Below are 23,916 nucleotides of genomic sequence, written 5' to 3'. Positions count from 1 at the left end.
AATGTGTGGGATCGCCGGAATTTTGTTGGCGCCCGATGCAGCCAACGCAAGTGCGCTCAGGGCCATCGGACCGATGGCGACGGCGCTTCGTCATCGCGGACCTGACGGTGAGGCCTTCTGGGTGAGCCGTGAAGGGGGGGTAGCCTTCGGCCACCGGCGACTGGCCATCGTCGACCTGTCCGAAGCGGGTCGCCAGCCAATGCTCTCCGCGAGCGGTCGGTATGTCATCACCTTAAATGGCGAGATATACAATTTTCGCGATCTGCGCCGTGAACTGGAAGGGGCGGGCCATCATTTCCGCGGCGCCAGCGACACGGAGGTCATGCTGTGCGCGATCGAAAGCTGGGGCCTTGATGCAGCCCTCGCGCGCTTCGCTGGCATGTTTGCTTTTGGGCTGTGGGACCTGAAGAACCGAACGCTTCAGCTTGCCCGCGACCGAATGGGCAAGAAGCCACTCTATGTCGCCTTGACACGTGATGCGCTCGTCTTCGCCTCGGAGTTGAAGGCGATCACTTGCTTCCCAGGCTTCACCCCGGAACTCGATGTCGATGCGGCGACGACAATGGTTTCCAAAGGCTGGGTGCCGGATGACCGTTGCATTTGGCAGGGCGTGTTCAAGCTGCCACCTGGATCAGTCCTGTCGGTCACTGCGGCGCAATTCGCCAACGCCCGAGGCAGCGGTTCGCTTGCGCATCGCATTCACCCTTGGTGGTCGCTGGCCGATGTCGCCTGCAAGGGACAGCGCGATCCGATAGCTGCCAGCGACGAGGACCTCGCAACCGAGCTCGACAGCCTGCTCCGCCTGGCCGTCAAGGAACGAATGATTGCAGATGTGCCGCTGGGCGCCTTTCTGTCGGGCGGAATCGACAGCTCGACTGTCGTCGCGCTGATGCAGGCACAGTCCCGAAACCCCGTTCGTACGTTCACCATAGCGTTCGGCGAAGGTGGGTTTGATGAAGCTCCCCATGCGGCCGCGGTGGCTCGGCATCTGGGCACCGATCATACGGAACTTCATCTCTCGCCGGCCGCCGCGCTTGAGGTCATTCCGGAGCTGCCCCGGATTTGGGACGAGCCGTTTGCCGATGAATCGCAGATACCGACGCTGCTGGTGTCGCGGCTCGCGCGGCAACATGTAACCGTGGCGCTTTCAGGCGATGGTGGCGACGAGTGCTTCGCAGGCTATTCTCGACACTTCCTGGCAGCCCGCCTCACAAAGCAGCATGAGCTGCCATTGTCATTTCGCCGGCTGTTGGCATCGGGGGCTGGGTTGCTGGCCCAAGCCTCTCAGAAAGATATCTTCGGCAATCTGCCGCTTTCATCGAATATGCGGCATGGCTTGCGCGGTGACCGCCTGGCTCGCCTTGCCCGCCTGCTCGCGGCGCGAGATGAGGACGAACTCCTTCTGCAACTGACCAAATCTTCAGCCAACGACCTTGTTCATCGCAAGCCGTCGACAGCACCTACCGACACGACAAAGCTCGACGGCCTGCTCTCGCGTCTCCTATTCGCCGACATGACAGGCTACCTACCGGGCGACATTTTGGTGAAGCTCGATCGAGCCACTATGGCCAACAGCCTCGAGGGGCGATGCCCGATCCTGGACCATCGCGTCGTTGAATTCGCCTGGCGCTTGCCAGCCCGTGCCAAAGTCCGAAACGGGAAGGGCAAATGGTTGCTTCGCCGACTGCTTGATCGTTATGTACCACGCCGACTGGTCGACCGGCCCAAGCAAGGTTTCGACGTTCCGGTCGGGACTTGGTTGAAAGGGCCCTTGCGCGGCTGGGCAACCGATATCATTGCCACGATCGGCCGCTCCGGGGACGGGGTCATCGACCGTGAGAAGGTCGACGCATGCTGGCGCAATCATCTGCATGGAACCCAAGATAATTTCCGCGACCTGTGGCCGGTGCTCATGTTTCAGGCGTGGCGCAACGAAGCCATGCGGCCATCGACGGTCGCCACGCACCCTTCTTACCATATCGAACTGACAGGGGATTGAGATGGAAGGTTCCATAGCCAACCGCGCCCGGCGTCCGCGCGCCAAGCAGATGGAAGCTGGGACACTTGAAACCAATCTGCGCTTGATGCGGCCGCCACGCGAGCCAACGCAATCGTCACCCTTCCACCAGCTCGTCATCATCCTGACGACGCGAAAATGGTTCTTGCTTGCCATGGCCCTTCTGGGCGGCATCCTGGCCGGACTGGCAGGCTTCACCCGCCCGGTGCTGTTCGAGGCAACGACGCAGGTCATTATCGACGCCCCGAGCAGCAGTGCTTCGGGTGGCGTGGCATCCGCCCAGGACTCGCTGGAATCGAACATCGATGATCATCTGACGATGCTCTCCTCGCAAGGCCACCTGCGTCGGGTCCTGGCAGCACTGCGCAAAGCCCAACCAGTCGACGGTAACGGAAAGAGCGTCGTCAATGCCGTCCCGCCCGCGGCTGGCTCGTTCCTCATCGACCTCCTGAACAGGGCCTGGAGACAGGATAAGACAGTGGCGGAAAATCCGGACGCAGCGGACGCGCCCGAGCTGAAGGCGCTACGCAAGGGAATGAGGGTCGGACAAGAGCTGCGATCGCGCGTCATCACCATCGGCTTCACCGATCCAAATCCGGCGCGTGCGGCACTTGTCGCGAACACGTTTGCCCAGGTCTACATTCAAGATCTGGTACAAAAAAGCCGGGCATCGGATCAGGTTCATCTGGATTCGATAGTCGCCAGCCTTCCGCAAGTACAAAGGGATCTTGTCGAAGCGACAGATCGGCTGGAGACATACCGGCTCACGCATGGCGCCGTCGATCAGACTGCGGCCAACAACGCAGCCAGTGAGACAGCGGAACTCGGCCGGCAGATATTCCTATCGAAAGCCAGTCTTTCCGCGTCGGAAGCGCGCCTTCGCCGTATTGAGGACCTGCGCAAGGCGGGCGCCCCGGTCACGGCCATCGCTGAAGAAATCGGGTCGCCCGTGTTGACGGACCTGGTGACACGCCAGTCGGGTGCCGCCGCCGACGGCGATCTGCGCAACGCGATCGCCCGCGAAATGGAGCAAAGCGTTGCCCGAATCGCTGCCGAGGCAAATGTCTACCGGTCTCAGGCTACGGCTCTTGAAAGTCGCAAGGCGATGCTCGACGCGGCCGTGGCCGACACGGCGAGCCAACTTTCGGGGCTGCGTTCCCTTGAGCCTAGGGTAGCCATCGTGACGCAGCATTACAACGAACTCCTGAGCCGGCAGCAGGATCTGATACGTCGCATCGCCGCTCCTTCGCCAGGCGTAGCGGTCCTTTCGACCGCCTGGCCGCCGTCGACCCCCGTGACATTGTCGCCGATTTTCCTGATTCCCCCCGGCATGGTCGTCTTTGGTCTCATGGGGGCGGTCATTGTCCTGGTCCGCAACGGTTTCAACCAAACCTTGCGCAGTGAAGCCGAAGCCGAGGCCGAGCTTGGGGTCCCGTGCGTAGGACTGCTTCCCAGGGTTGCGGGACTTAATGCCAGAAAGCTGCGGCATCTGGTTCTGAGCCAGCAGAACTTGCCGTTCAGCCGCGCCGTGACTTCGCTGCTCGTCACTGCGGCGCCAACTCAGGGGAAGGGGCAGCCGCCGCATATCATTCTCGTGACGTCCAGCATCCAGGACGATGCCAAGACCGAGTTGGCATGGAGCCTGGCGCTGGCGGCAACGCGGCTGGGAGGAAGAGTGCTTTTCCTCGATCTCGATCGCAAGGATGTACGGCTCACGAACGGGTTTCGTGGTGAATTCAGCACCGACAAGGCCCGGAACTCCTTCGGCGACTATGTGAATGAACGTTGCGTGCTGAAGGATGCAATTACGAGGATGCCGGAAATCGGTATCGACCTCATGGCCGCTCCAGCACCTTCCGATGATCTCCTGACGCTTCTGTCCACCGTCGACAAATGCCAGTTCACCGAGGAGCTGCGTTCGGCCTACGACGTGGTCATCATGAACGGTCCCCTGGGCCTCGGGGGGCCTGAAACCAGGCTGCTTAAGCGCTGGGCCGATTCGGTGCTTTTTGCCGTTCGCTGGGCAAGGACGAGGCGCAGCATTGCCCGTGGTGCTCTGGATGCAATAGGGGCCGGCGGATCCGCCACCGTTCCAGTAGGGAGTGTGCTCACCCGGGTGAACCTGAAGAGGCTAGCCGGCTCCAGGCTCGGAGACAACGCCGATCTTCTGTTGGAGAGGGTTTGAAGATGCGTGTGCGATCTTCAACAGAAGCTCCAGGGAGCGATCGCGCCCCTAAATCGAGCCAGCTACACGATGATCATTGAATTTTTCGGACCTCCAGGATCCGGCAAAACAACCTTCGCACATGCGCTTGCGCAGCAGCTGCGCGGGAAAGGCTATCACGCCAAGGTCGCTCTCAGCTACAAGCCAAGCACCAGGGCCGCCAAATATGACCTCGGAATCTTGCTATTCATATCACGGATCGTATCGGCGATATTTTCAACCTCCAGAATACTGCTTTTTTCGGCAGGGCGAGCCGATGATATTTCCAATTCCTTTGCAATGGTGAGGATGATACCGCCAAGAAACCGAATTTGGCGCGCGCGAATCTGGCGATACATCCTGCACCTTTCGCGTTGCTGGAAGTCTGCTGAGCAATCGCCCGAAATTATAATTTTCGATCAAGGATATGTTCAAGCGATTGGTTCGCTTGCGATGTTCAATGGGAGCACCAACCCCAGAGCGCTGGAAAAGGCGCTCAGCCTCGCACCGGCGGCCGATCTCACCGTCAGGCTCTTGGTGCCAGCTGCGGTCGTGGAAAGTCGCCTTCGTCGGCGGATGGAGCTTGAGCCGCCGGCGGAACGGATTTTCGAGGCCGACTTGAACGTGAACATGCGCTCGTTCGCCGTTTTTGAAGCGATGCATGACCTCCTGACAACATCTGGCCGGGAAATCATCTCCGTCGAAAACACCGATGGTCCATCGACCTTTAAAAGTATTTGTCGGATTGAGAGACAAATACTTTCTGCATTGTCGCGCTTCGATAGGGCGGTCGGCGAAAAGCAAATTGAGTTGCCAGCTCATCGCGCAGATGTAACTGGTTCAGCAACCGCACCGCCGCGCAACAAGGACATGGGCTCGCGGCTCGCTTGGGCAAGCATATTCGCCTTGCTGATCTATATTGGTGGCGCTGGTTTGACCAGTCTTGCCCAGTTGGCAATTGCACGCCTTATCGGACCTCACAACTACGGCATCTATTCCTACGTTCAGGCTTGGACGTCAGTGCTCGCCTATCTGGCAACGCTTGGTTTTAATGTATCATTGTTGCGTTTCCTCCCGGCCTATAGGGCCAGTGGCAGGCTTGATCTGGCCCGCGGCGTGATAAGATTTGCGCTGCAGAGATCGCTGATAGCGGCAACCTTGTTCGGGATGATCGGCGCTGCGTCCGTCCTGTTCCTTTCAGATCCAACGGAAAGAGGGCTTGAGACAAGCATCGTGCTCGGCATGATGGCTGTGCCCTTGGTTACGGCCTATGCTCTCGGAGCCACGCTTGTGCGTGCTTTCGGCGGCGTTGTCTCGGCGTTGTTGCCGGAGCGCATCATGCGAGACGGGCTCCTGCTCGTGTTGGTAGCGCTCCTGGCATTGTCGGGATTTCGAACAGTGGATGCGCCCTCGGTGACGCTGGCGGTGCTTGTGAGTTCCGCTTTCACAGCGGCGCTGGTGTTCATCATCGCTAGGAGGTTTGAACCACCCGGCCTGGGACACGCCAAGCCAAGTTATGCCTCGAGGGAATGGTGGCTTGCCGTCCCCCCGCTCATGCTCATCACTGGGCTCGATGTTTTCGTCAGTCGGGCAGGAGTCCTGGTTTTGGGCTGGACAAGCCATATTGCTGAAGCGGGTATTTTCGCGCTGGCCTTGAATGTCGCGATGCTCGTGGGCCTGTCCCGTATCGCCGTGGCAACCATGTTTTCGCCAACAGCAGCCGATCTCTACGTCAGAGGCGATCGCAGAGGCCTACAACAGCTGTTCGCGCGCGCAACCCTGCTTTCTGCTGGCGGTGCCATCCTGGTGGCCGTCCCAATGATGGTGATAGTCGAGCCGTTCTTGAGCTATTTCGGTGAGGGTTATAGCGCGGGAGCGCCGATCGCACGGGTTCTGATTTTGGGATATGTCTTTGTCGCGCTGTGCGGGCCCCAACAGAATCTCCTGACCATGACTGGAAATGAATGGGCTGCGGCAACGACGATGGTAGCGGGTGCTGTGGCCAATATAATTGCCTGTGCAGCCGGAGTTGCGGTGTACGGCCTGCTTGGCGCTGCGGTGGGTGTGGCACTTGCACTGAGCATCTGGAGCATTGCCATGGCCGTTTATATCCGCAAGCGACTGAAAATCATGCCAGGCTTGGTTTTTGCCTTGCTGTCGATGAGGCCGAGCGCGGTCGATGCCCGTCAATGGCATTGGTTCTTGAGGGCGAGCAAATGAGACCACTGTTTTCGCTACGGTGATCGCCGTCGTTCGGGCAGGAAGTCACGAAGCCCGGATCGCACAAAGGCCATAGGGCTGCGCAGACGCTTCGGCGTATACCTGTTCCGGACACCCGCTCCCCGCGGGCAGCCGATACTTTGCGGGCGGTGTCCGTCATTTGAAGGATGCATCAGTTTCGGAGGTGCACCACGGTGTGCTCACAATCTGCGGAGCATCCATGGAACAAGCCCGAATGGCGAGCGCCTCGGCGCCTGCAGTGCGCCGTCGCTCGGAGAGATCGACGCCTGTCGAGCGCAGCCAACGCGAAACCCTCACCCAGGTCCAGGTCCTGCGCGCCCTCGCGGCTAGTTCGGTCGCGCTGCGACACGCCCAGCATGATGCGGCCACCCTGGAATTACAGGCCGGCCGCACCTTTCAGAGCTGGAATCCGATACCATGGAGCGCTGGAGTCGATATTTTCTTCGTGATTTCCGGCCTTATCATGGTGCATACGTCGCGACAGCTGTTCGCAAAGCCCGGGGGCGCGCGTCTCTTCATTTCCCGCCGGATCGCGCGAATTGTCCCGCTATATTGGGCGCTCACCTCGCTCTACATTGCGGTAGCGGTGGCCGCCCCAAATCTTCTCAACCAGAGCTACGTCGATTTCAGGTTTGTAGTCGAATCCTACTTATTCGTTCCGGCCAGTCGCCCTGACGGCGTCGTTCAGCCGGTCTACGAGTTGGGTTGGACGCTCAATTATGAGATGCTGTTTTACGTGCTGTTCACGGCGACGATCGTGCTGCCCATGCGGTGGGCAGTTACGGTCCTGCTCACGATCCTGGTTGCGATGGTGCTCTCGGGCGCTCTTGGGGCTCCTTTGCCAGAGCCTTGGGGTTTCTGGACCAATCCGATCATCCTCGAATTCGCTTTCGGCGCGATGATCGGGGTCATGTGCGCCTCGGGCCTGCGGCCTTCCGGCCCAATCAGGGCCTGTGTCGCCGCAACGGGACTGGGTGCCCTGATGCTTGCGGCGGCGTTTCCTGATATCTCGGCCGGCTTTGGTCGCTCTGTTGTGTATGGCATTCCGGCGTCTCTAATTGTTTGGAGTGCTGCCTTGGCACCCCCGGGTAAACTGAGGCACGACAGCCTGGCGGCGAGGTGGGCCGCTGGCGTTGGCGATGCGTCATACGCTCTTTACCTCATGCATCCATTCGTGATCCGCGCCATGCGCATATTGTTCTGGCGTACAGGCTTGATCTTTGTGCTCGGCCCGTGGGCCTTCATCGGTTCCGCCTTGGCGATCACCCTGGGCGTGGCATTTATCATCCACCGTCTGTTCGAGAAGCCGCTCACCCGCTATGCGCGGCGCCTTTTGGGGGTCGGGCACGGCACAGGACGGCAGCTTGGGTCCCTTCCATTGCCGGCGTATCCCAAGACAGATTGAAGGCGAGCCGCGACCCTGCCGCTGTTGTGCTCACTATGCCGTTGCCGTAAGGCCGGTTGGTCGCACCTGTCCGACGGGGCATGCATGGAATTCCCGATACCATTCCACGAAACGTTGCACGCCGTCCTCCAGTGTTGTCGCCGGTGCGAAGCCAACGGCGCGGCGGAGGTCCCTGACATCGGCGCGGGTTTCCAGGACGTCACCTTGTGGTAAAGGTACGTTGACGCGAAGGGCGCGGCGGCCAAGGGCCGTCTCGATGAGCGCGATCAGATGGTTGATTTCTTCAGGCCGATCATTGCCGATATTGTAGAGCCGATACGGCGCCGAGCTGGTGGCAGGATCGGCAGCGCGACCGTCCCAATCGGGATCCTGACACGGTGGTTTGGCGAGCACGCGAACAACCCCCTCTACGATGTCGTCGATATAGGTGAAATCCCGCCATACGCGCCCGGCATTGGCGATTTCGATCGTTCGGCCCTCGGCGATGGCATGGGTGAACGTGTATACTGCCATGTCGGGCCTGCCCCAGGGACCATAGACGGTGAAGAAGCGCAATCCGGTTACGGGCAAGCCGAACAGATGGCTGTAGGAATGCGCCATGCATTCATTGGCGGCCTTGGTGGCGGCGTAGAAGCTCACCGGATGATTGGCACCATGATGTTCGGAGAAGGGTATGCGTCGATTGGCGCCATATACGGAGCTCGACGAGGCATAAACGAGATGGCTGACGCCGGCGTGTCGGCAGCCCTCCAGAACGTTGAGAAATGCGACAATGTTTGACTCCACATAGGCATGCGGGTCGACGAGCGAATGACGCACCCCGGCCTGGGCGGCCAGATGCACGAAGTGCGATGGCTGGAATTCGCAGAACAGCGCTTTCACCAGCGACCGGTCCGCCAGGTCGAAGCGCATCGGCGTGAACCTCGGCTCGGCGCAGAGCCGTGTAAATCGCGCCTCCTTCAGCTTCAGGTCGTAGTAAGGCGTGAAGTTGTCGACGCCGATGACTTCGGCGCCGAGCCGCAAAAGGCGTGACGCAACATGAAATCCGATGAACCCAGCGGCGCCCGTGACGATGATCGGCCCCGTGTGCGTAAGGTTCGACGCAGCACCATCCTGCAGCGCGTGAACGATATCCGCCAGCTTGTTGACCTTCGAATCTGCTTCGGCCATGGCAAGTCACTCCCGTTTCCAGGTTCCGCGTTCTGCGCTATCTCGGCAGCGCCTTGAACGATCGGAAATGGCGCCGCCGGCCTTGTGATCTACGCGACAGCGCGCTCAATGCGGGCCGCCGCTGTCTGAATCAAAGCGGATGCAGACAGCAGTCGATTTCTCATGGCAAAACCGAAATGCGCCCCAAAAGAGCCACTAGTTCCGCCTGACGCCTCGTGTCGGTCTTGGCGAACAGTGAGGCAAGCTGAGAGCGGATAGTCGTGCGACTGAGATGCCAACTGCGGGCGATCTCCAGGGGCGCGTCGCCATGGGCGAGGCGTAGCGCCAACTGCGTTTCCGCGCTGGTCAAACCGAACATCCTTTGCAACGTGCGAGGGTTGGCCGCCGATTTGTTATCCCGGTCCAGCAATGCGACGACGGTTGTCCCGTCCGGTGTAACGACGCCCGTCTCGTTCATGGTCACCGGCCTGTCGCCTCTGCTGTGGATCACTACCCATGAGAGTGAGCCCGGCTGGAGGTGGACCGGAACATTCGCGACCAGCCGCCTCAACCCGGCGGCAAGCTCGACGGCTGTATCAGTTGCTTCGCCCTGGCGTGCGAGGGTGTCCCGAGCGGCAGCGTTCCATTCTATTACTTTCTTGTCTCGGTCCAGGACGAGATAGCCGCAACCCATACGATCAAGCATGCCGGTGATGGATTCCAGGCTGCGTCGTCGAGATCCGCCGACCCTTGCGTCCGGTCGGTCCACAAGGCTTATCGGCCGTTCGTGGCGGGTATCGTTCAATACAATGTATTGCCTGCCTGCGAGCGTATCGTTTCGCGTTTCAATCAGTGTCATCGCTTCCACCCAACCCATTGCTACTGACGCAACTCAAATCGGTTGAAGTTGCTGCTTCAACTTGAATTTCCACATACTGCGAGAAATCTGCGAATGGTTTTTCCGCAGCGTCTCTTGGATATACCTTTCTGAAGAGCGCTCCTGACACATGATTTTATTCGCCGGCAAAGTCATGGCAATCGGGCATTGGGATTAGGTGCCACCCCTTCGGACTAGTCTCGACGGACTAGACCGAAAGTTGTAGTCTTTGCGCATGGGTTCGGACCTGCGCTGGCTCAAATCGAATGTGTCGAGCACTACGTTGGCTCATCTAGCTTCGCTGTTGGTGTTTGCAGCATCGATAGCATTCGAGGCGATAAGTACGGTATATGGCGGCCAGCCGTTGCCGCTTGTTGCGTTTATCCCCATAACCGTTGTCATCGTGTATCTTGAGGGCCGTTTTGTTGCCATCGCAGCAACGCTTCTGATGGCGGTCGCCGGCTTGTGGATGCGACACCTGCTGGACGGTCACCTCACTGGTGGAGACTGGACCGGGGCCGTCTTCCTCCTGGGTTCGGGTAGCCTGATCGCAGCTGTGTTCCACCGCCTGCGACAAGATCTGCACGGTGCGCTCAGGGTGGCAGAAGCGAGGCTCGCTGCCATCGACGCTGCCGCCTTGGGCTTTGCTAATACCAATCGCCATGGCGAACTGCTGCAGTCGAACAGACGGCTTTTGGAGATGACCGGCTACGCGCACAAGGAACTTGCCCAACTCGAGTTGCAGGAACTCATTGTCCCCGACGATCGAGGTACTGTGCGGAAACTTTTGGAAGATTTGGGCAATGGGACCGCGTCTGCGACGGATATCCGCGTTTTGCGCCAGGATGGCACGGCATTCTGGGCTCACCTGGCCCTGTCTTCGTCGCGGCCGGACGAGGCGCCAAATGAGAGCGTATTCGTGGTGGTTGACGATATTTCCGAGCGACAAGCGGCACGCGAGGCCCTTCGGGCTCAGAAGGAATGGCTTGATCTCGCCGTGTCTGCCGGGCGCCTGGGAACATGGCAAATAGACATTGACGATGGGACAGTCGCCGGCTCGAGCAAGTTCTGGGACATTCTTGGTCTGCCTCCGGCCCCAGTCCGCCGCTTGGAAGAACTCTCGGCTGTAATCCATCCCGTCGACTGGCCGAAGCTGTCCGCCTCGGCAAAGCCTTCATCGGCATTGAACTATGACGTCGAGATCCGTGTCCGGCAAGTGGATGGTCACACACGCTGGATTGCTTTGCGTGGACGGCAGGAAGAGCACGGCGACCGCAAAATGCGCATCGGGGTGGCGGCGGATCTGACCGAACGTCGACAAACAACTTTGCTTCGCGCCGCCGTAAAGAGACGCGAGCGCATAATGCGCGAAGAGCGCCATCGGTTCAGCAATGTGTTTCCAGTGATCAGAGCTCTGGTCAACATGATCGATATTCCCGACAATGACGTTGCCAAATACAAGGAGATGTTGATCGATTGGATTCGAACGCTGGAGGCGACCCATCGCATCCTTTCTCGTCACGCCAACCTGTCAGGGATGCTCCATGAGCTCGTGGACCGGGAATTGCAGCCCTTCAAGGAGACACGCGACATAACGATCAGTGGACCTTCCCTCACTGTGCCAAGCGGCGCCGCCGAGGGCTTGGCGATGATCCTTCACGAGTTGACGACAAACTCGGTGAAACATGGTGCGCTGGGTGACCCGAATGGCAGGGTCGAAGTTAAGTGGCGATTTGCATCCGAGGACGAAGGTGACGACCTCGTGTTCGATTGGGTGGAATCGGGCCGACGGAAGAGTTCAAAAGTCGTACGCCGCGGGTTCGGGTCACTGATAATCGGTGTGGACAGCACGCCGCTTGTCGGTCATTCCCCGAATATGGAAATAACCGAAGATGGCCTTCGATATTCGCTGCGTGTGTCGCGCAAAGAAATTGAGGAATTTGGATTGCAATAGAGCCCCTCCAAGTCGAAGCCGAATTGGCCAATTAACGGATGGTGTGGGCCCTTTGCTGCGATTTCCTGCAAGCAAACTCGGGCCGGTTCGAGGGGCATACGTCAACTTGCCTGTCTCGTCAGCCAGCTTTGGAGCAACACAGCTGCTTCGGTACGGTTTCTAACCCCAAGCTCACGCAGCACGGCTGCGGCATGGATTTTCGTTGTCGCCTCGGCAATGTCCAGATTGCGGGCAATCTCCTTATTCGAGTACCCCTCTGCCATCAGCTTGAGGACGTCCTTCTGTCTAGATGTCAGCCTAGCGACGTCGCCCGAGCCCTCGTGCCGGCGGCTGGCATTTTGTACCGGAGGTGGGGGGGCATGCGATCTCTGGTCGGCAGACGTTCGAGATAGGAGAGATGGCACATAGATCCGGCCAGCGAGGATTTCGTTTACAGCCAGCACGACTTCTTCGTCGCTCTGCGATTTGACGATATACCCGTGAAGTCCGATCGAAAGCGCGGTCAGTATCTCCGAGCGGGAATCATCCCCGGAAACGATCGCAAAGCGAGTGTCAGGATAGGCAGCCATAAAGTCGCTGAGCACTTCCTGATGGAACAGCCCAGGCATGTTCAGATCGAGGATCGCAAGATCGATGGACGCCTGCTCCTCTAGAAGATTGACCGCGGCATCGAAACACGAAGCTTCGAATATTTCGGCGCTTGGAATTCCAGCCATGAGTGCCAGCCGGAGACCACGCCGATATAAGCCGTGATCGTCGGCAATGACGATCCGAGCCATGCAACTACCCCAACGCGTTACTCGGTTCCCGACGAGAAAACCCGCTGGAACCTCCCATTCGCCTATGATCGACAATCCGTGGTGGTCCTAAAATGGCGGCCATCCACTGGTCAGCGCATCACAGTGATGTCCGCAGCGTCCCATCCACGCACATCCAGAACGTCTAATATAATACTAAATTGCGAAGCTCATCCATAGATTTTTAACCCTGGCGTGCGGTACCTGTCCGCAAAACGATGCCGGTTCCCCATTTGTGGGTCCAAAGCCAGCTGTTCAGGACCATTTCTGTTATGTCGCCACCCGCTGTCGCTGGACCTGTAGGCCGGCCCGGCCCGGGCGGATCGCAGCTTTTTTGAAAGCAACTGCTTTCGTTTTATCGCCGTCATGATCAGTGCCCAATCGCGCTTCTATCGGCTGTTGATCTCGTGGCCATCTAATACCTTGAACGTTTTGAATCCCTACCATTCGAATGCACGACGACAGCCGCCCCGGCTGTCACATACCTTTTCACATATGATGTTCGGATTGCCGCCGAGGTTTGGCCGGATTTGAGGGTATGCCCTGGCCGGACAATGGAACACCGATCCCGAACAAAGCCAACTGCAGATCAGGAGGATCGAATGAAAGCGGTGATTCAATGTGGTGGGATGGGTACGCGCCTTCGACCGTTTACATCGGTCCTGCCGAAACCATTAATGCCGATAGGGGCCCGGCCTGTTCTTGAGTTGCTTTTGAAGTGGCTGCGGCGCAACGGCATTGAAGACGTGTATATTACGACAGGGTATCTAGGGCATTTGATCCGTAGCGTCTGCGGCGACGGATCGCAATGGAACTTGAAGATCAAATATACCCAGGAAATGGAGCCACTCGGCACCGTCGGACCTCTCTCTCTGATTAGGGATGAACTGAACGAAACATTTGTCGTTCTGAACGGCGATGTCCTCACAGATCTAAGCCTGAGCCGGTTTGTAGCCGCGCACCGCTTGCATAGGGATCCCGTTACGATCGCCACGGCGTGCCGTCATATCAAGATGGACTTCGGGGTCATCGACGAGATCGACAATACCGTCCAGCTCTTCCGGGAAAAGCCGACGCTTTCCCATCTCGTCAGCATGGGGATTTACTGCATGAACCCAGATGTCCTGCGGTTCATTCCGTCCGGGATCCCATTTGGGTTCGATGACCTGATGCTGCAGATGATGCAGGGCGGCACGACCGTGCATGTTTACAAGCATGACGGTCTTTGGCTCGACATCGGTCGTGTCGATGACTTCCAGAATGCACAGGCAATTGCCTGGGAAGATCAGTCGTCCTCAATCGAGGTCGCGGCTGCCGCTGCAGCCGCATGAAAGTCTGATGCAGAGGTCTAGCCACTAACAAGGCTTTCAGGAGGTCAAGATGCTCTTGGTGAGCGCCCCGATCCTAGGCGTGCCAGAGAAGGCAGCCCTGTCGCAGGTGATTGATAGCGGCTGGCTTACGATGGGGGACAGGGTACGAGAGTTCGAACAGGCCTTTGCCAGCATGCATGGCGCGCGAGATTGCGTTGCGGTTGGTTCCTGCACCGCAGCGCTCCATCTTCTCCTCCATGCTTTGGGCATCGGCCCTGGCGACGAAGTACTGGTTCCTTCGCTGACGTTCGTGGCGACGGCGAATGCGGTGCTGTATGTAGGGGCGACGCCGGTCTTCGTCGATATCGAGTCCGTCGACGTGCCGTTGATCTCGGTTGCGGAAGCCGAAGCGCGGTGCACGACGCGCACGAAAGCGGTCATTCTCGTTCACTTCGCCGGGTATCTCCCCGATCGGGAACAATGGCAGCGGTTCGCCCGGCTTCGCGGGCTGCATATCATCGAGGACGCTGCGCACGCGCCCGGGCTTAGGGAAGTCGGGACCTTCGGCGCCGCGGCCGCGTTCAGCTTCTATGGCAACAAGAACATGACAACGGCCGAAGGGGGCGCCGTGATTGCACGTGACCCCGATCTGCTCGACAGGGTTCGCCTGGCCCGCGGGCACGGAATGACCACGGGGACGCATCAGCGGCTGAACAGTCGTACGCCGCAATATGATGTCACGATGCTCGGGTTCAACTACCGAATGGACGAGATGCGAGCGGCAATAGGGCTGGTTCAGTTGCAGAACCTGCAAGAGTGGAACGAAATCAGGCGTATCATAGCTGTCTTGTACCGACGCCTGATCGCGGACCGTTGCCCAGCCATTGTCATTCCATTTAGCGAACCCCGGACGTCGGCTTACCACATCATGCCGATCGTCCTGCCGCGCTACGCGAGCCGGCAGGATGTCATCGACGAGCTGCGGACACAGGGCATACAGACCACCATCCACTACCCGCCGGTGCACCAAATGACGTTCTACCGCGAGCGCTTTCCCGGCGTGAGTTTGCCCCGAACAGAGGATTTCGCTGAGCGAGAGCTCACAATTCCGCTGCACCCCCAGATCACTTCCGCCGCCGCCGAATCAGTCGTGGCTGCCCTGGCAGCCGCGCTCAAAACAGGCGCGCTCAAAGCAGGCGCCCAAAGAGGAACTGCTGCATGAATGCGTTAGACCCTGCCTTTCACCGGATGTTCGTTCCAAATCCTGATCACGGCTTTGCGAGACGCGCAATCGATCTTGCGGTGGCGGGCATCGCTACCGTCGCATTGGCGCCATTGATGCTGCTGATCGCCGGAGCGCTTCTGCTCGAGGGCGGTGGCTCGATCTTGTTCGCTCAGACCCGCATCGGGGCCGGCGGCCGAACCTTCCGCATGTACAAATTTCGCAAATTCGGTGTGAACTGCGGCTCTCAAGGCCTTGCGCTGACGGTCGTGGGCGATACACGCATGACCACCGTTGGCCGCTTTCTCGCAGCGACGAAGCTGGACGAACTACCGCAGCTGTGGAATGTCCTCAAAGGCGAAATGGCGATCGTCGGCCCACGGCCCGAGAGCCTGGCTTTCGCCGATTGTTTCCGGGGCGAGCTTAGGGCCGTGCTGCAATACAAGCCGGGCCTGCTGGGACCAGCCCAGGTCGTTTTTCGGCACGAAGCGCATTACTTCCCCCAATCCGTAGATCCGATCGTGTTCTACCGGGAGGTCATGTTCCCCGCCAAGGCAACACTGGACCTCTCATATTATCCGCGACGCACCATCGTCTCCGACCTCGCGTGGATGGTGCGGGGAGTGCTGGCAGTGGTCGGTTGGGTTCCGGTACCGCCGATCGACGTTTGAATATCCAAGGGAAGCGTTCCAAACAGCCAAGGGAATGCGCAGTGATGAGCTACAATGGAAAGAAAGTCCTGGTGACCGGCGCGGACGGATTCATCGGTTCGCATGTCACGGAGGCGCTTGTTCGCAACGGGGCAGATGTCACAGCCCTTGCCCTTTACAATTCCTTCGACAGCCATGGATGGCTAGACGATCTGCCGGACACCATCCGCAGCCAGTTGAGGCTCGTCCGTGGTGACGTCCGCGACAGTGCGTTCCTTAACCGGATCATGCGCGGCCAAGTCGCGGTTTTTCATCTGGCGGCGCTTATTGCGATTCCATATTCCTACGCCGCTGCCCAGTCCTATGTGGAAACCAACATCCTAGGCACGGTGAACGTCCTCGAAGCGGCGCGCCTATGGGAGACGGAGCGGGTGATCCATACCTCCACGAGCGAGGTCTACGGAACTGCCCAAACCATGCCGATCGGCGAAACACACCCCCTGCAGGGACAGTCACCATATTCGGCATCCAAAATCGGCGCCGACATGATGGCGGAGTCTTACGCCAGGTCGTTCGATGTCCCTGTGGTGATCATGCGACCCTTCAACACGTACGGCCCGCGCCAGAGTGAACGCGCCATCGTGCCGACCATTATCCGGCAGGTCCTCGACCCGAAATGTCCTGCAATCATGGTAGGGGATACCAGCCCGATCCGCGACCTGACCTATGTCGAAGACACCGCGACAGCGTTCCTGACCGCAGGTCTCGCCCAGCTCGAGTTCGGCCACGCCTACAACGCTGGCAGCCAACGCGCTGCGACCGTCTCGGACGTATTGGCCATTGTTCTTGAGTTGACCGATTGCAAAAAGCCGGTCCGTCGTGATGAAAGCCGCCTGAGGCCGCAAAATTCCGAAGTTCGCGCCTTGCTCGCCGACTCCTCGCGCTTTGAACGTGAGACTGGATGGCGGACACAGACCAGCCTGCGCGATGGGCTGGAGCGAACAATCACGTGGTGGCGCGAGCGCCTTAGTGAAGGCCGGGTACGGCGCGAAGTGGGTTACATGACATGACCCTGGGCGGCCGTCATGCGTTGGCGCTGTTGCTGGCTGCCGGTGCCATATCTCCCAACATCTACGTTGCCGGCGGCCGTCAAAGCAAGGCAGCGGAGGTGGCGGCCACAGCGGTCGTGAACAACCTGCCAGGCTATGTGCGCCAAACAAGGGATCCTTGGTCTGGCATGGTTTTCGCACGGATCACCAGACCGGGCGTTCTCGGCCGGGCGGGTGTATGCGGGAAGAAGTACTGCACCCACCGTTACTCAAGCGCACAGGCTTGGAATGCCGACCAGAGCCTGCTCCTGATCGCCAATGGCTGCGGTGGCCTGTGCTTTCTCGACGGACAAACCTACTTGCCTTTGTTCCACCGCAACCGCGCGACCGAATGCGAATGGCATCCCACTGATCCCGAGTTGATGATCTGCGTCGGGGGCCGGCAGATTGCGACATGGGCCCCACGTACCGATCATGAGGACGTCGTGTTCGCCTCCGGAGCGTACTCCAACCTCAAATTTGGACCCAACAAAGGCAATCCGAGCCGCGACGGCAGCCGGATTGCGGTGCGTGCAACGAACAATGACGGCCGAGCGGTGGTTTTTGGCTACGATCTCAAGCAACGGCGGAAATTCCCGGATATCGATCTTGCCGAATTCCCGGGAACGACCGGCTCCTGCTCGATCTCACCACTCGGAATCAACATAGTGTGTTCCCAGCAATTACCGGACGGAATCGAAGCGAGTTTCGTCTTCTCCATCGACGGCATATTGCGCCAGAAGTGGATGGAGCACCATCGACCGGGCCATGGCGACATGACGGTCGATTCCGACGGAAGCGAAATCTATGTCGGGATCAGCAAATCGGATCCTGACAAATATCAGGTGATCAAGCGCCGCTTGGCTGATGGCAAGGCTACCTCGCTGATGAAATATGGCGAGGCCATGCATGCGTCACTCAGGTCGCTCGGCAGGCCCGGCTGGGTGTTTCTGAGTTATGGCGGCACGCCAGCCGAACTATCGCAGCACCCGGATTGGGCGCCTTACGCTCAGCAAGTCATTGCTCTGCGTCTAGACGGCAGTGGAGAGGTCCGCCGTGTCGCAGACACGCACAACGCGCCCTTCGACTACTGGAGCGAGACGCATGCCTCTCCCTCTCCGGACGGCACCCAGGTGGTCTGGTCCAGCAACTGGGGCGTGCCCGGTGGCCCGGTATACGATTTCGTTACTCGTGTTGAATGGCCTTTGAAGCCGGTGTTCGACCGGAAGGAGATTGTCGCAAATGACCTTCAGTAGACGATACGTTCTTGGCGCAGTCGTGATGATGTCGCTAACCTCGATGGCTTGCGCAGGCGAGGTCGAGCCCTATCAACTCTCACCTGGCGATACGGTCGAGATAGGAATAGCGCCGATCCCTGATCGGACGCAGCGCGCCGTAGTCCAGATGGATGGCAATATCGCCCTTCCGGAGGCTGGAATGATCATGGTCGCAGGCCTGACGGCGTCCCAACTGCAAAGGCGCATGCAAGAGGTCTTGCCAAGCAAGATTTTTCACGTGCGTCTGACTGATGGACGGGAGCAGACAGTTACTGTCGAGCCCGACGATGTCACAGCGATCATAGCGGACTATCGCCCGATCTATGTAACGGGCGATGTGCTCACCCCGGGACAACAGGCCTACCGTCCGCTCATGACTGTACGGCAGGCGCTGGCCGTTTCCGGCGGCTTCAGTCTTTTGCGATCACGGGCAGGCCAGGCCGGGCCTGATCCGGTCGATCTCAAGCGCGACTACGAAATGCTCTGGGGAGATTACACGAAAGAATACCTTCACGCCGCCCGCATTCGCGCCGAGCTTCAGGGCCAGGCGGATTTCGACAAGAAGACACCACAGGGATCACCTCTTTCGCCGAGCGTTGTAGCCGCGATGGCACAGGCTGAAGCAGAGGCGCTGAAGGTTGCGCTGAGTGATTTCCGGCAAGAGCAGGATTTTCTGGAGAAGGGCCGGACGGACGCTGCCGAGCAAATTGGCGTTTTGCAGAAACGCGAACGAGTCGAGGGCGAGAGCGTGAAGGCGGATGAGCAAGATTTGGCGCGAGTGACGAAGGCATTCGATGCAGGCAATCTGACCAACACCCGGCTCGCGGATGTCAGGCGCGCGTTGCTTTTATCTTCAAGCGGCGCGCTTCAAACCTCGGTCGAACTGATGAGGGCGCGGCGCCAGCAGGAGGACTTTGTCAGACAGCACGAACGCAACGACAATCAAAGGAGGATTGGCCTACTGACGGATCTGAAGGACACCAACGCCCGGCTGGCGGATGTCACCGCCAGGCTCCATGCCGCCAGCGAGAAGCTGCAGCCGACCGGAGCATCCACACAGCCATTGCCGATTGCCGGCGAAACGGTACGGGCCCAGGTGACCATCGTACGCAAGATCGGCAATGAATGGCGCAAGCTGTTGGTTGACGAAGATGCGATTGTGCTGCCGGGGGATACTGTCGAAGCCAGATTCAGCAGTGAACTGCAAAGTGTGGCAGTCCAATAGGGCGTCAGCTGCAGTCCGTGCGGAGCTTACTGTTCTATCGGGGGGCGAACCCAACTGAACGGAGATCCAAGGTGAGGCGCATTTTCAACCAGGGAGCGACCCTGACACCCTCAACGAACGCGGATCAGGTGACGCAGTCGTCAAGTTATGCTTTCCATATGCCGTCAGCGCGAATTGTGCGGTCCAGGTCGCGCGCCGGTGAGTCCGGAAATTGGCAGGAATTTGCGTCTAGCAAGGAGAGCAATGCGCAGGGCGGCTTCGTGTCGGACGGCTACAGGACCAGCCATTGCGCGCCCGGCTACGGCCAACATTACAACAAAACACACAGGTCCGGCTATTATGGCGCGCTTTGGGAGAACATCGAAAAGCCGCTGATCCTCGACGTTCTTCGCCCCTTGAGCGGAGCTAGCCGAAACTGCCTCGATTTCGCATGCGGAACAGGCCGCATCGCCGAGGTAGCCGCCGGCCTCTTCAGCGAGGTGGTTGGCGCCGACGTTTCCAGAACGATGCTCGACAGCGCGCAAGTACCGCCCAATGTGAGTTTGCGTCACGTCGACCTGACAAGGGAGCAGCTCGGTATGACGTTCGATGTGGTAGCGGCATTTCGTTTTTTCCTGAACGCAGAGGATGAACTGAAATGGCATGCACTGAAGGCGATCAATGAGCACCTGAAAGATGGCGGGCGGCTTGTGTGCAACGTTCACATGAATGCGACGTCGCCCGTCGGCCTGGCGTGCCGGCTGCTCAATCGGGTGTCTGGACGCACCATTCGCAACACGCTGAGCGCAGCGAGGTTCAAGGCCCTCCTGACTGCCTCGGGATTCACCGTCGATCAGACGATACCGTACGGTTTTCTGCCTCGGCCGGGAAACCTGTTGCCAGGGTTCTGTGAAATGATGATGCAGCCTGTCGAGAAGGCCTGCAGAAGGCTTTGCGTTCCTGGCCAGCTGGCGCAACACTTCCTGGTTATTGCGAGGAAGCGCTAAAGCGCGAAAATGCCCCGAAAAAAAGGGCAGGGGGCGGTTTTCTTGGGCCGCTCCGCCGCATGAAGCCCCGCCCAAATACGGTGGAACGGCAGTTTTCCCCCGATTTAACATGTGGGTTCCGGGTTTCTCGGGTCAGCGCCACGATTTTGCTACATTTTGACTAAAGTCCAAGCATGTTAGTGGGGCGTAATATTAGAAGGCTAAGGGGATACGCTCCTGAACAGCAAGAGATTGTCCGTGCCCAGTGGGGCCAGTGAGCTTGCGCAACGATCTCTCACGGGAGGTCGAAACCCATGAACCCTGGTGGAAGGAGTTCGTCGGATCTGCGAGGCGCAATGCTTGGGACCGTGCCTGGCCTGGTAGGCGTCGGCGTCTTCTCGGCAGTCATAAACCTTCTCGCCCTGACCGGCTCGGTCTATATGCTGCAAATTTACGATCGCGTTTTACCTTCGCAGAGCGTTCCGACGCTTGTCGGGTTCACGATCGGAATGCTGGGTCTTTACGCTGTCTACGGGCTGCTGGATTTCGTGCGGCTGCGCCTGCTGGTTCGAGTGGGCAATCGTGTCCATAGGAATTTGAAGCAGAGGGTGTTCGGCCTCTCACTGTCCTTGCCGCTCATTGGCGGGCAGGATGCGAACCGGATACAGCCCCTCCGTGATCTCGATCAGTTACGCGGCTTCCTTTCCGGAATGGGGCCGACTGTCATCTTCGACGCTCCGTGGATTCCATTTTACCTGCTGATCATCTATTTCCTGCATCCTGCGCTCGGTCTGTTGTCCACAAGCGGTGCGATCATTGTCGTGCTGCTCACGGTCATGGCGGAAGTTCTTGGCCGCACATCGGTGACACGCGCGTCCGAGACGCTGGTGTCGCAACGCAATCTCGCCGAATCCGGACGCCGCAACGCGGAAGTCGTACGCGCGATGGGCCTTTCCGCACGGCTTGCCCACCGCTGGGGCGAGATCAATAACGCATATCTGCGGCACCAAGAGAGGCTTTCCGACGTCGTCGGCGCGACCGGGGCACTCTCTAGGGCACTGCGTTTGGCCTTGCAGTCCTGCGTTCTTGGACTGGGTGCCTACCTGGTGATAGGAGGCGAAGCCTCGCCAGGCGTGATCATCGCATCCTCCATCTTGCTGGGCCGCTCATTGGCTCCTGTTGACGCCGCTATCGCGAACTGGCGAGGCTTCGCCGCGTTCCGGCAAAGCTATTCGCAACTGGCAACGGCCCTGGCCGCTTTTCCTGACCGGGACGAACATATGGAACTTCCGCGCCCCCAAGCGGAGCTTGCGGTCGAGGACCTGACTATAGCGCCACCGGGCCAGCAAAAACCGACGGTAGCCAATGTCAGCTTCCGCCTGGCTGCAGGGACGGGAATGGCCGTTGTCGGCCCGAGCGGTTCTGGCAAAAGCACGCTTGTGCGCGCGCTGGTGGGCGTCTGGCAGCCACTTCGCGGCACGGTGAGGCTGGACGACGCCTCGCTTGACCAATGGGACCAAGAACACCTTGGCGCACATATTGGCTACCTGCCCCAGGACGTCGAACTGTTTGATGGAACGGTTGCCGATAACATTTCGCGATTTGGCGGGAAGGGCGACGCCAAGGGCGTGCTTGCAGCTGCCAAGGCAGCGGGCGTCGACAAAATGATCCTGCGATTGCCGAACGGTTTTCAAACACGCATGGGCGAGGGAGGAACAGCCTTGTCGGCTGGACAGCGGCAACTCGTCGGGCTTGCCAGGGCACTTTACGGCGATCCGTTTCTCGTCGTTCTGGACGAGCCGAATTCAAATCTGGACGTCGATGGCGATACCGCCTTGGCCGGCGCGATCCTGGCAGTGCGCAGACGTGGAGGCATCGTCATCGTAGTTGCGCACCGTCCTTCTGCCCTTACCAACATCGACAGGGTACTCGTAATGTCCAATGGGATGCTTCACGCCTTCGGCTCACGCGAGGAGGTCCTGGCCAACGTCATCCGCCCCTTTGCTGCGCCTGTTGAACGCCCGGCAGCGGCCGTCGCGATGCACAAAGGGGTGAGCGGTCACGCATGAGGAATATTTTTTTGTCTGAGGCGACGATGGCTCCATCGGCCCCGATCGGCAATGGGAGCCGGCGCAACGCGATGATTTCGGGCACGCGCGATGGAATCGGGGCCAACCTGATCCTGGGTGCGGCGGTCACGTTTATGTTGCTTGCCGGCGGCGGGCTCTGGCTCGGACTGACCAAGATTGCTGGCGCGGTAATTGCGCCGGCGACCGTGGTGATCGAGAGCAACATAAAGAAGGTCCAGCATCTGACGGGCGGCACGATAGGGGGCATCTTCGCGCAAGATGGGGATCATGTACGGGCCGGCGATGTGATGGCACGATTGGACGACACGCTGACACGGGCCAATCTGCAGATAATTAGCAAGGATCTTGATCGGGCAACGGTTCGGCTTGTGCGGCTGGAGGCAGAGCGGCAAGGCCTGTCGGAGATGCAGCTTCCGTTCAGCCTTCAAGCGCGAATGGGCGAGCCGGAGCTGGCTGCGCTGGTGAACGGTGAGCGCACGCTGTTCGACAGCCGCGCTACGGCCCTCAAGGGGCAGAAGGCACAGTTGCAAAGCCGCTCAAAGCAACTCGAACGCCAAGTTGAGGGCCTCAAGGCGCAACAGACCGCGGAAGAACAATCCGTGGTCCTGCTGGATGGCGATCTTGTCGATGTACAGGCGCTTTTTACAAAGAAACTGGTGTCCAAAGAGCGACTTAGCAACATCAGACTGGATGCCACCCGGGCGCACGGAGAATCAGGGCGCCTCGCGGCGGCAGTTGCCGAGGCGCAGGCCCGGATCAGCGAGACCGAATTGCAGATTCTTCAGCTCGATGAACAAAGGCGTAGTGACGTGACGAGCGAACTTCGTGAAACGGAAGCCAAGCAAACCGAACTCAGCGAGCGCAAGGTTGTGGCACAGGACGAACTGGCCAAAACCACCATCCGCGCTCCGCAATCGGGAACGGTACAGGAATCTTCCATTCACACGATCGGCGGCGTGATTGCCGCGGGCGAGGTTCTCATGATGATTGTCCCTGACACCGGCAACCTTGTCGTCGACGCGCTGATTGCGCCGTCGCGCATAGATGACGTTCGTCCAGGTCAGCGGGTCTCGATCCGGTTTCCGGCATTCGACGCCGGCACTACGCCTGCCTGCCAAGGGTCTGTCAAGCGCATCTCGGCGGACCTGATAAAAGATCAACAGCGCCAGCTTTCTTATTTCTCGGCGCGCATCAATGTCGAAGACAAGTCCACCTGTCTGACCGATGCCAAAGTGCTCAAACCCGGTATGCCAGCGGAGGTTCACATAAGTACGGACGAACACAGCGTCTGGTCTTATCTGCTGAAGCCGCTTACCGACCAGATGTCGAGGGCTTTCCGGGAATGACATGGCGGCTGTGAGCGGTCGACCGCGGGAACACGGCAGGCGTGCTTGCTGACATATTAGGGTAGGCGACGTGATGCCACAGGGGTGACGCCTGCGGCCG

The 23,916-nt window shown here is 59.3% G+C and carries 17 protein-coding genes; 14 read left to right on the top strand and 3 right to left on the bottom strand.

Annotated features, from left to right (window positions below; translation table 11 throughout):
- Position 1 precedes the first annotated feature (1 nt).
- The 4 genes from asnB (at position 2) to NKJ57_RS29760 (ending at position 7,866) form a co-directional block, all read left to right on the top strand.
- On the top strand, positions 2 to 1,999 hold the full coding sequence (gene asnB, locus NKJ57_RS29775; protein WP_352513642.1) for an asparagine synthase (glutamine-hydrolyzing): 1,998 nt from the start codon (positions 2 to 4) through the stop codon (positions 1,997 to 1,999).
- A 1-nt stretch (position 2,000) separates the two neighbouring features.
- The gene (locus NKJ57_RS29770; protein WP_352513643.1) at positions 2,001 to 4,202 is read left to right on the top strand and encodes a GumC family protein; all 2,202 of its coding nucleotides are present in this window, start codon (positions 2,001 to 2,003) and stop codon (positions 4,200 to 4,202) included.
- A gap of 69 nt (positions 4,203 to 4,271) precedes the next feature.
- Positions 4,272 to 6,440 (top strand): polysaccharide biosynthesis C-terminal domain-containing protein, encoded by a 2,169-nt coding sequence (locus tag NKJ57_RS29765; RefSeq protein WP_352500538.1) that lies wholly within the window; start codon positions 4,272 to 4,274, stop codon positions 6,438 to 6,440.
- A 220-nt stretch (positions 6,441 to 6,660) separates the two neighbouring features.
- Positions 6,661 to 7,866, top strand: a complete 1,206-nt coding sequence (locus NKJ57_RS29760; protein WP_352513644.1) for an acyltransferase family protein — start codon at positions 6,661 to 6,663, stop codon at positions 7,864 to 7,866.
- A 33-nt stretch (positions 7,867 to 7,899) separates the two neighbouring features.
- On the opposite strand, the gene NKJ57_RS29755 is transcribed toward NKJ57_RS29760, so the two are convergent.
- Both NKJ57_RS29755 and NKJ57_RS29750 read right to left on the bottom strand, forming a co-directional pair.
- Complete coding sequence (locus tag NKJ57_RS29755; protein WP_352513645.1) at positions 7,900 to 9,036, bottom strand: NAD-dependent epimerase/dehydratase family protein; 1,137 nt, start codon at positions 9,034 to 9,036, stop codon at positions 7,900 to 7,902.
- Positions 9,037 to 9,196: 160 nt separating this feature from the next.
- Positions 9,197 to 9,874: a helix-turn-helix transcriptional regulator gene (locus NKJ57_RS29750; protein WP_023706589.1), complete on the bottom strand. Its 678-nt coding sequence runs from the start codon at positions 9,872 to 9,874 to the stop codon at positions 9,197 to 9,199.
- A 253-nt stretch (positions 9,875 to 10,127) separates the two neighbouring features.
- Between NKJ57_RS29750 and NKJ57_RS29745 the strand changes: the two genes are divergently transcribed.
- Positions 10,128 to 11,846: a sensor histidine kinase gene (locus NKJ57_RS29745; RefSeq protein ID WP_023706590.1), complete on the top strand. Its 1,719-nt coding sequence runs from the start codon at positions 10,128 to 10,130 to the stop codon at positions 11,844 to 11,846.
- 101 nt (positions 11,847 to 11,947) lie between these two features.
- On the opposite strand, the gene NKJ57_RS29740 is transcribed toward NKJ57_RS29745, so the two are convergent.
- Positions 11,948 to 12,625: a LuxR C-terminal-related transcriptional regulator gene (locus tag NKJ57_RS29740; RefSeq protein WP_023681040.1), complete on the bottom strand. Its 678-nt coding sequence runs from the start codon at positions 12,623 to 12,625 to the stop codon at positions 11,948 to 11,950.
- 620 nt (positions 12,626 to 13,245) lie between these two features.
- Here NKJ57_RS29740 and NKJ57_RS29735 point away from each other — a divergent pair.
- The 9 genes from NKJ57_RS29735 (at position 13,246) to NKJ57_RS29695 (ending at position 23,816) form a co-directional block, all read left to right on the top strand.
- Entirely contained in the window at positions 13,246 to 13,974 is a 729-nt protein-coding gene (locus NKJ57_RS29735) for a nucleotidyltransferase family protein (RefSeq protein ID WP_023706591.1), read from the top strand.
- Between the two features lie 49 nt (positions 13,975 to 14,023).
- Positions 14,024 to 15,175, top strand: a complete 1,152-nt coding sequence (locus NKJ57_RS29730) for a DegT/DnrJ/EryC1/StrS family aminotransferase (protein WP_023706592.1) — start codon at positions 14,024 to 14,026, stop codon at positions 15,173 to 15,175.
- On the top strand, positions 15,172 to 15,846 hold the full coding sequence (locus tag NKJ57_RS29725; RefSeq protein ID WP_023681043.1) for a sugar transferase: 675 nt from the start codon (positions 15,172 to 15,174) through the stop codon (positions 15,844 to 15,846). The genes NKJ57_RS29730 and NKJ57_RS29725 overlap by 4 nt, the downstream gene beginning before the upstream one ends.
- A 44-nt stretch (positions 15,847 to 15,890) precedes the next feature.
- Positions 15,891 to 16,895: an SDR family NAD(P)-dependent oxidoreductase gene (locus tag NKJ57_RS29720; RefSeq protein WP_023748029.1), complete on the top strand. Its 1,005-nt coding sequence runs from the start codon at positions 15,891 to 15,893 to the stop codon at positions 16,893 to 16,895.
- Positions 16,892 to 18,169 (top strand): hypothetical protein, encoded by a 1,278-nt coding sequence (locus NKJ57_RS29715; protein ID WP_352513646.1) that lies wholly within the window; start codon positions 16,892 to 16,894, stop codon positions 18,167 to 18,169. The genes NKJ57_RS29720 and NKJ57_RS29715 overlap by 4 nt, the downstream gene beginning before the upstream one ends.
- Positions 18,156 to 19,415, top strand: a complete 1,260-nt coding sequence (locus NKJ57_RS29710; RefSeq protein WP_023706595.1) for a polysaccharide biosynthesis/export family protein — start codon at positions 18,156 to 18,158, stop codon at positions 19,413 to 19,415. The genes NKJ57_RS29715 and NKJ57_RS29710 overlap by 14 nt, the downstream gene beginning before the upstream one ends.
- 71 nt (positions 19,416 to 19,486) lie before the next feature.
- Positions 19,487 to 20,401 carry a class I SAM-dependent methyltransferase gene (locus NKJ57_RS29705; RefSeq protein ID WP_352513647.1) on the top strand — a complete coding sequence of 305 codons (915 nt, stop codon included), beginning with the start codon at positions 19,487 to 19,489 and terminating at the stop codon, positions 20,399 to 20,401.
- Between the two features lie 335 nt (positions 20,402 to 20,736).
- The gene (locus tag NKJ57_RS29700) at positions 20,737 to 22,449 is read left to right on the top strand and encodes a type I secretion system permease/ATPase (RefSeq protein WP_023681048.1); all 1,713 of its coding nucleotides are present in this window, start codon (positions 20,737 to 20,739) and stop codon (positions 22,447 to 22,449) included.
- A gap of 71 nt (positions 22,450 to 22,520) precedes the next feature.
- A complete protein-coding gene (locus tag NKJ57_RS29695; protein WP_352513662.1) occupies positions 22,521 to 23,816 on the top strand; it encodes an HlyD family type I secretion periplasmic adaptor subunit in 1,296 nt (431 codons plus the stop codon).
- The last annotated feature ends 100 nt before the right edge of the window (positions 23,817 to 23,916 follow it).

The organism is Mesorhizobium sp. M0077 (genome assembly GCF_040322955.1).
Classification (GTDB): domain Bacteria; phylum Pseudomonadota; class Alphaproteobacteria; order Rhizobiales; family Rhizobiaceae; genus Mesorhizobium.
The sequence above is the reverse complement of the archived record's forward strand: the minus strand, read 5'-3'. Positions and strand labels throughout refer to the sequence as shown.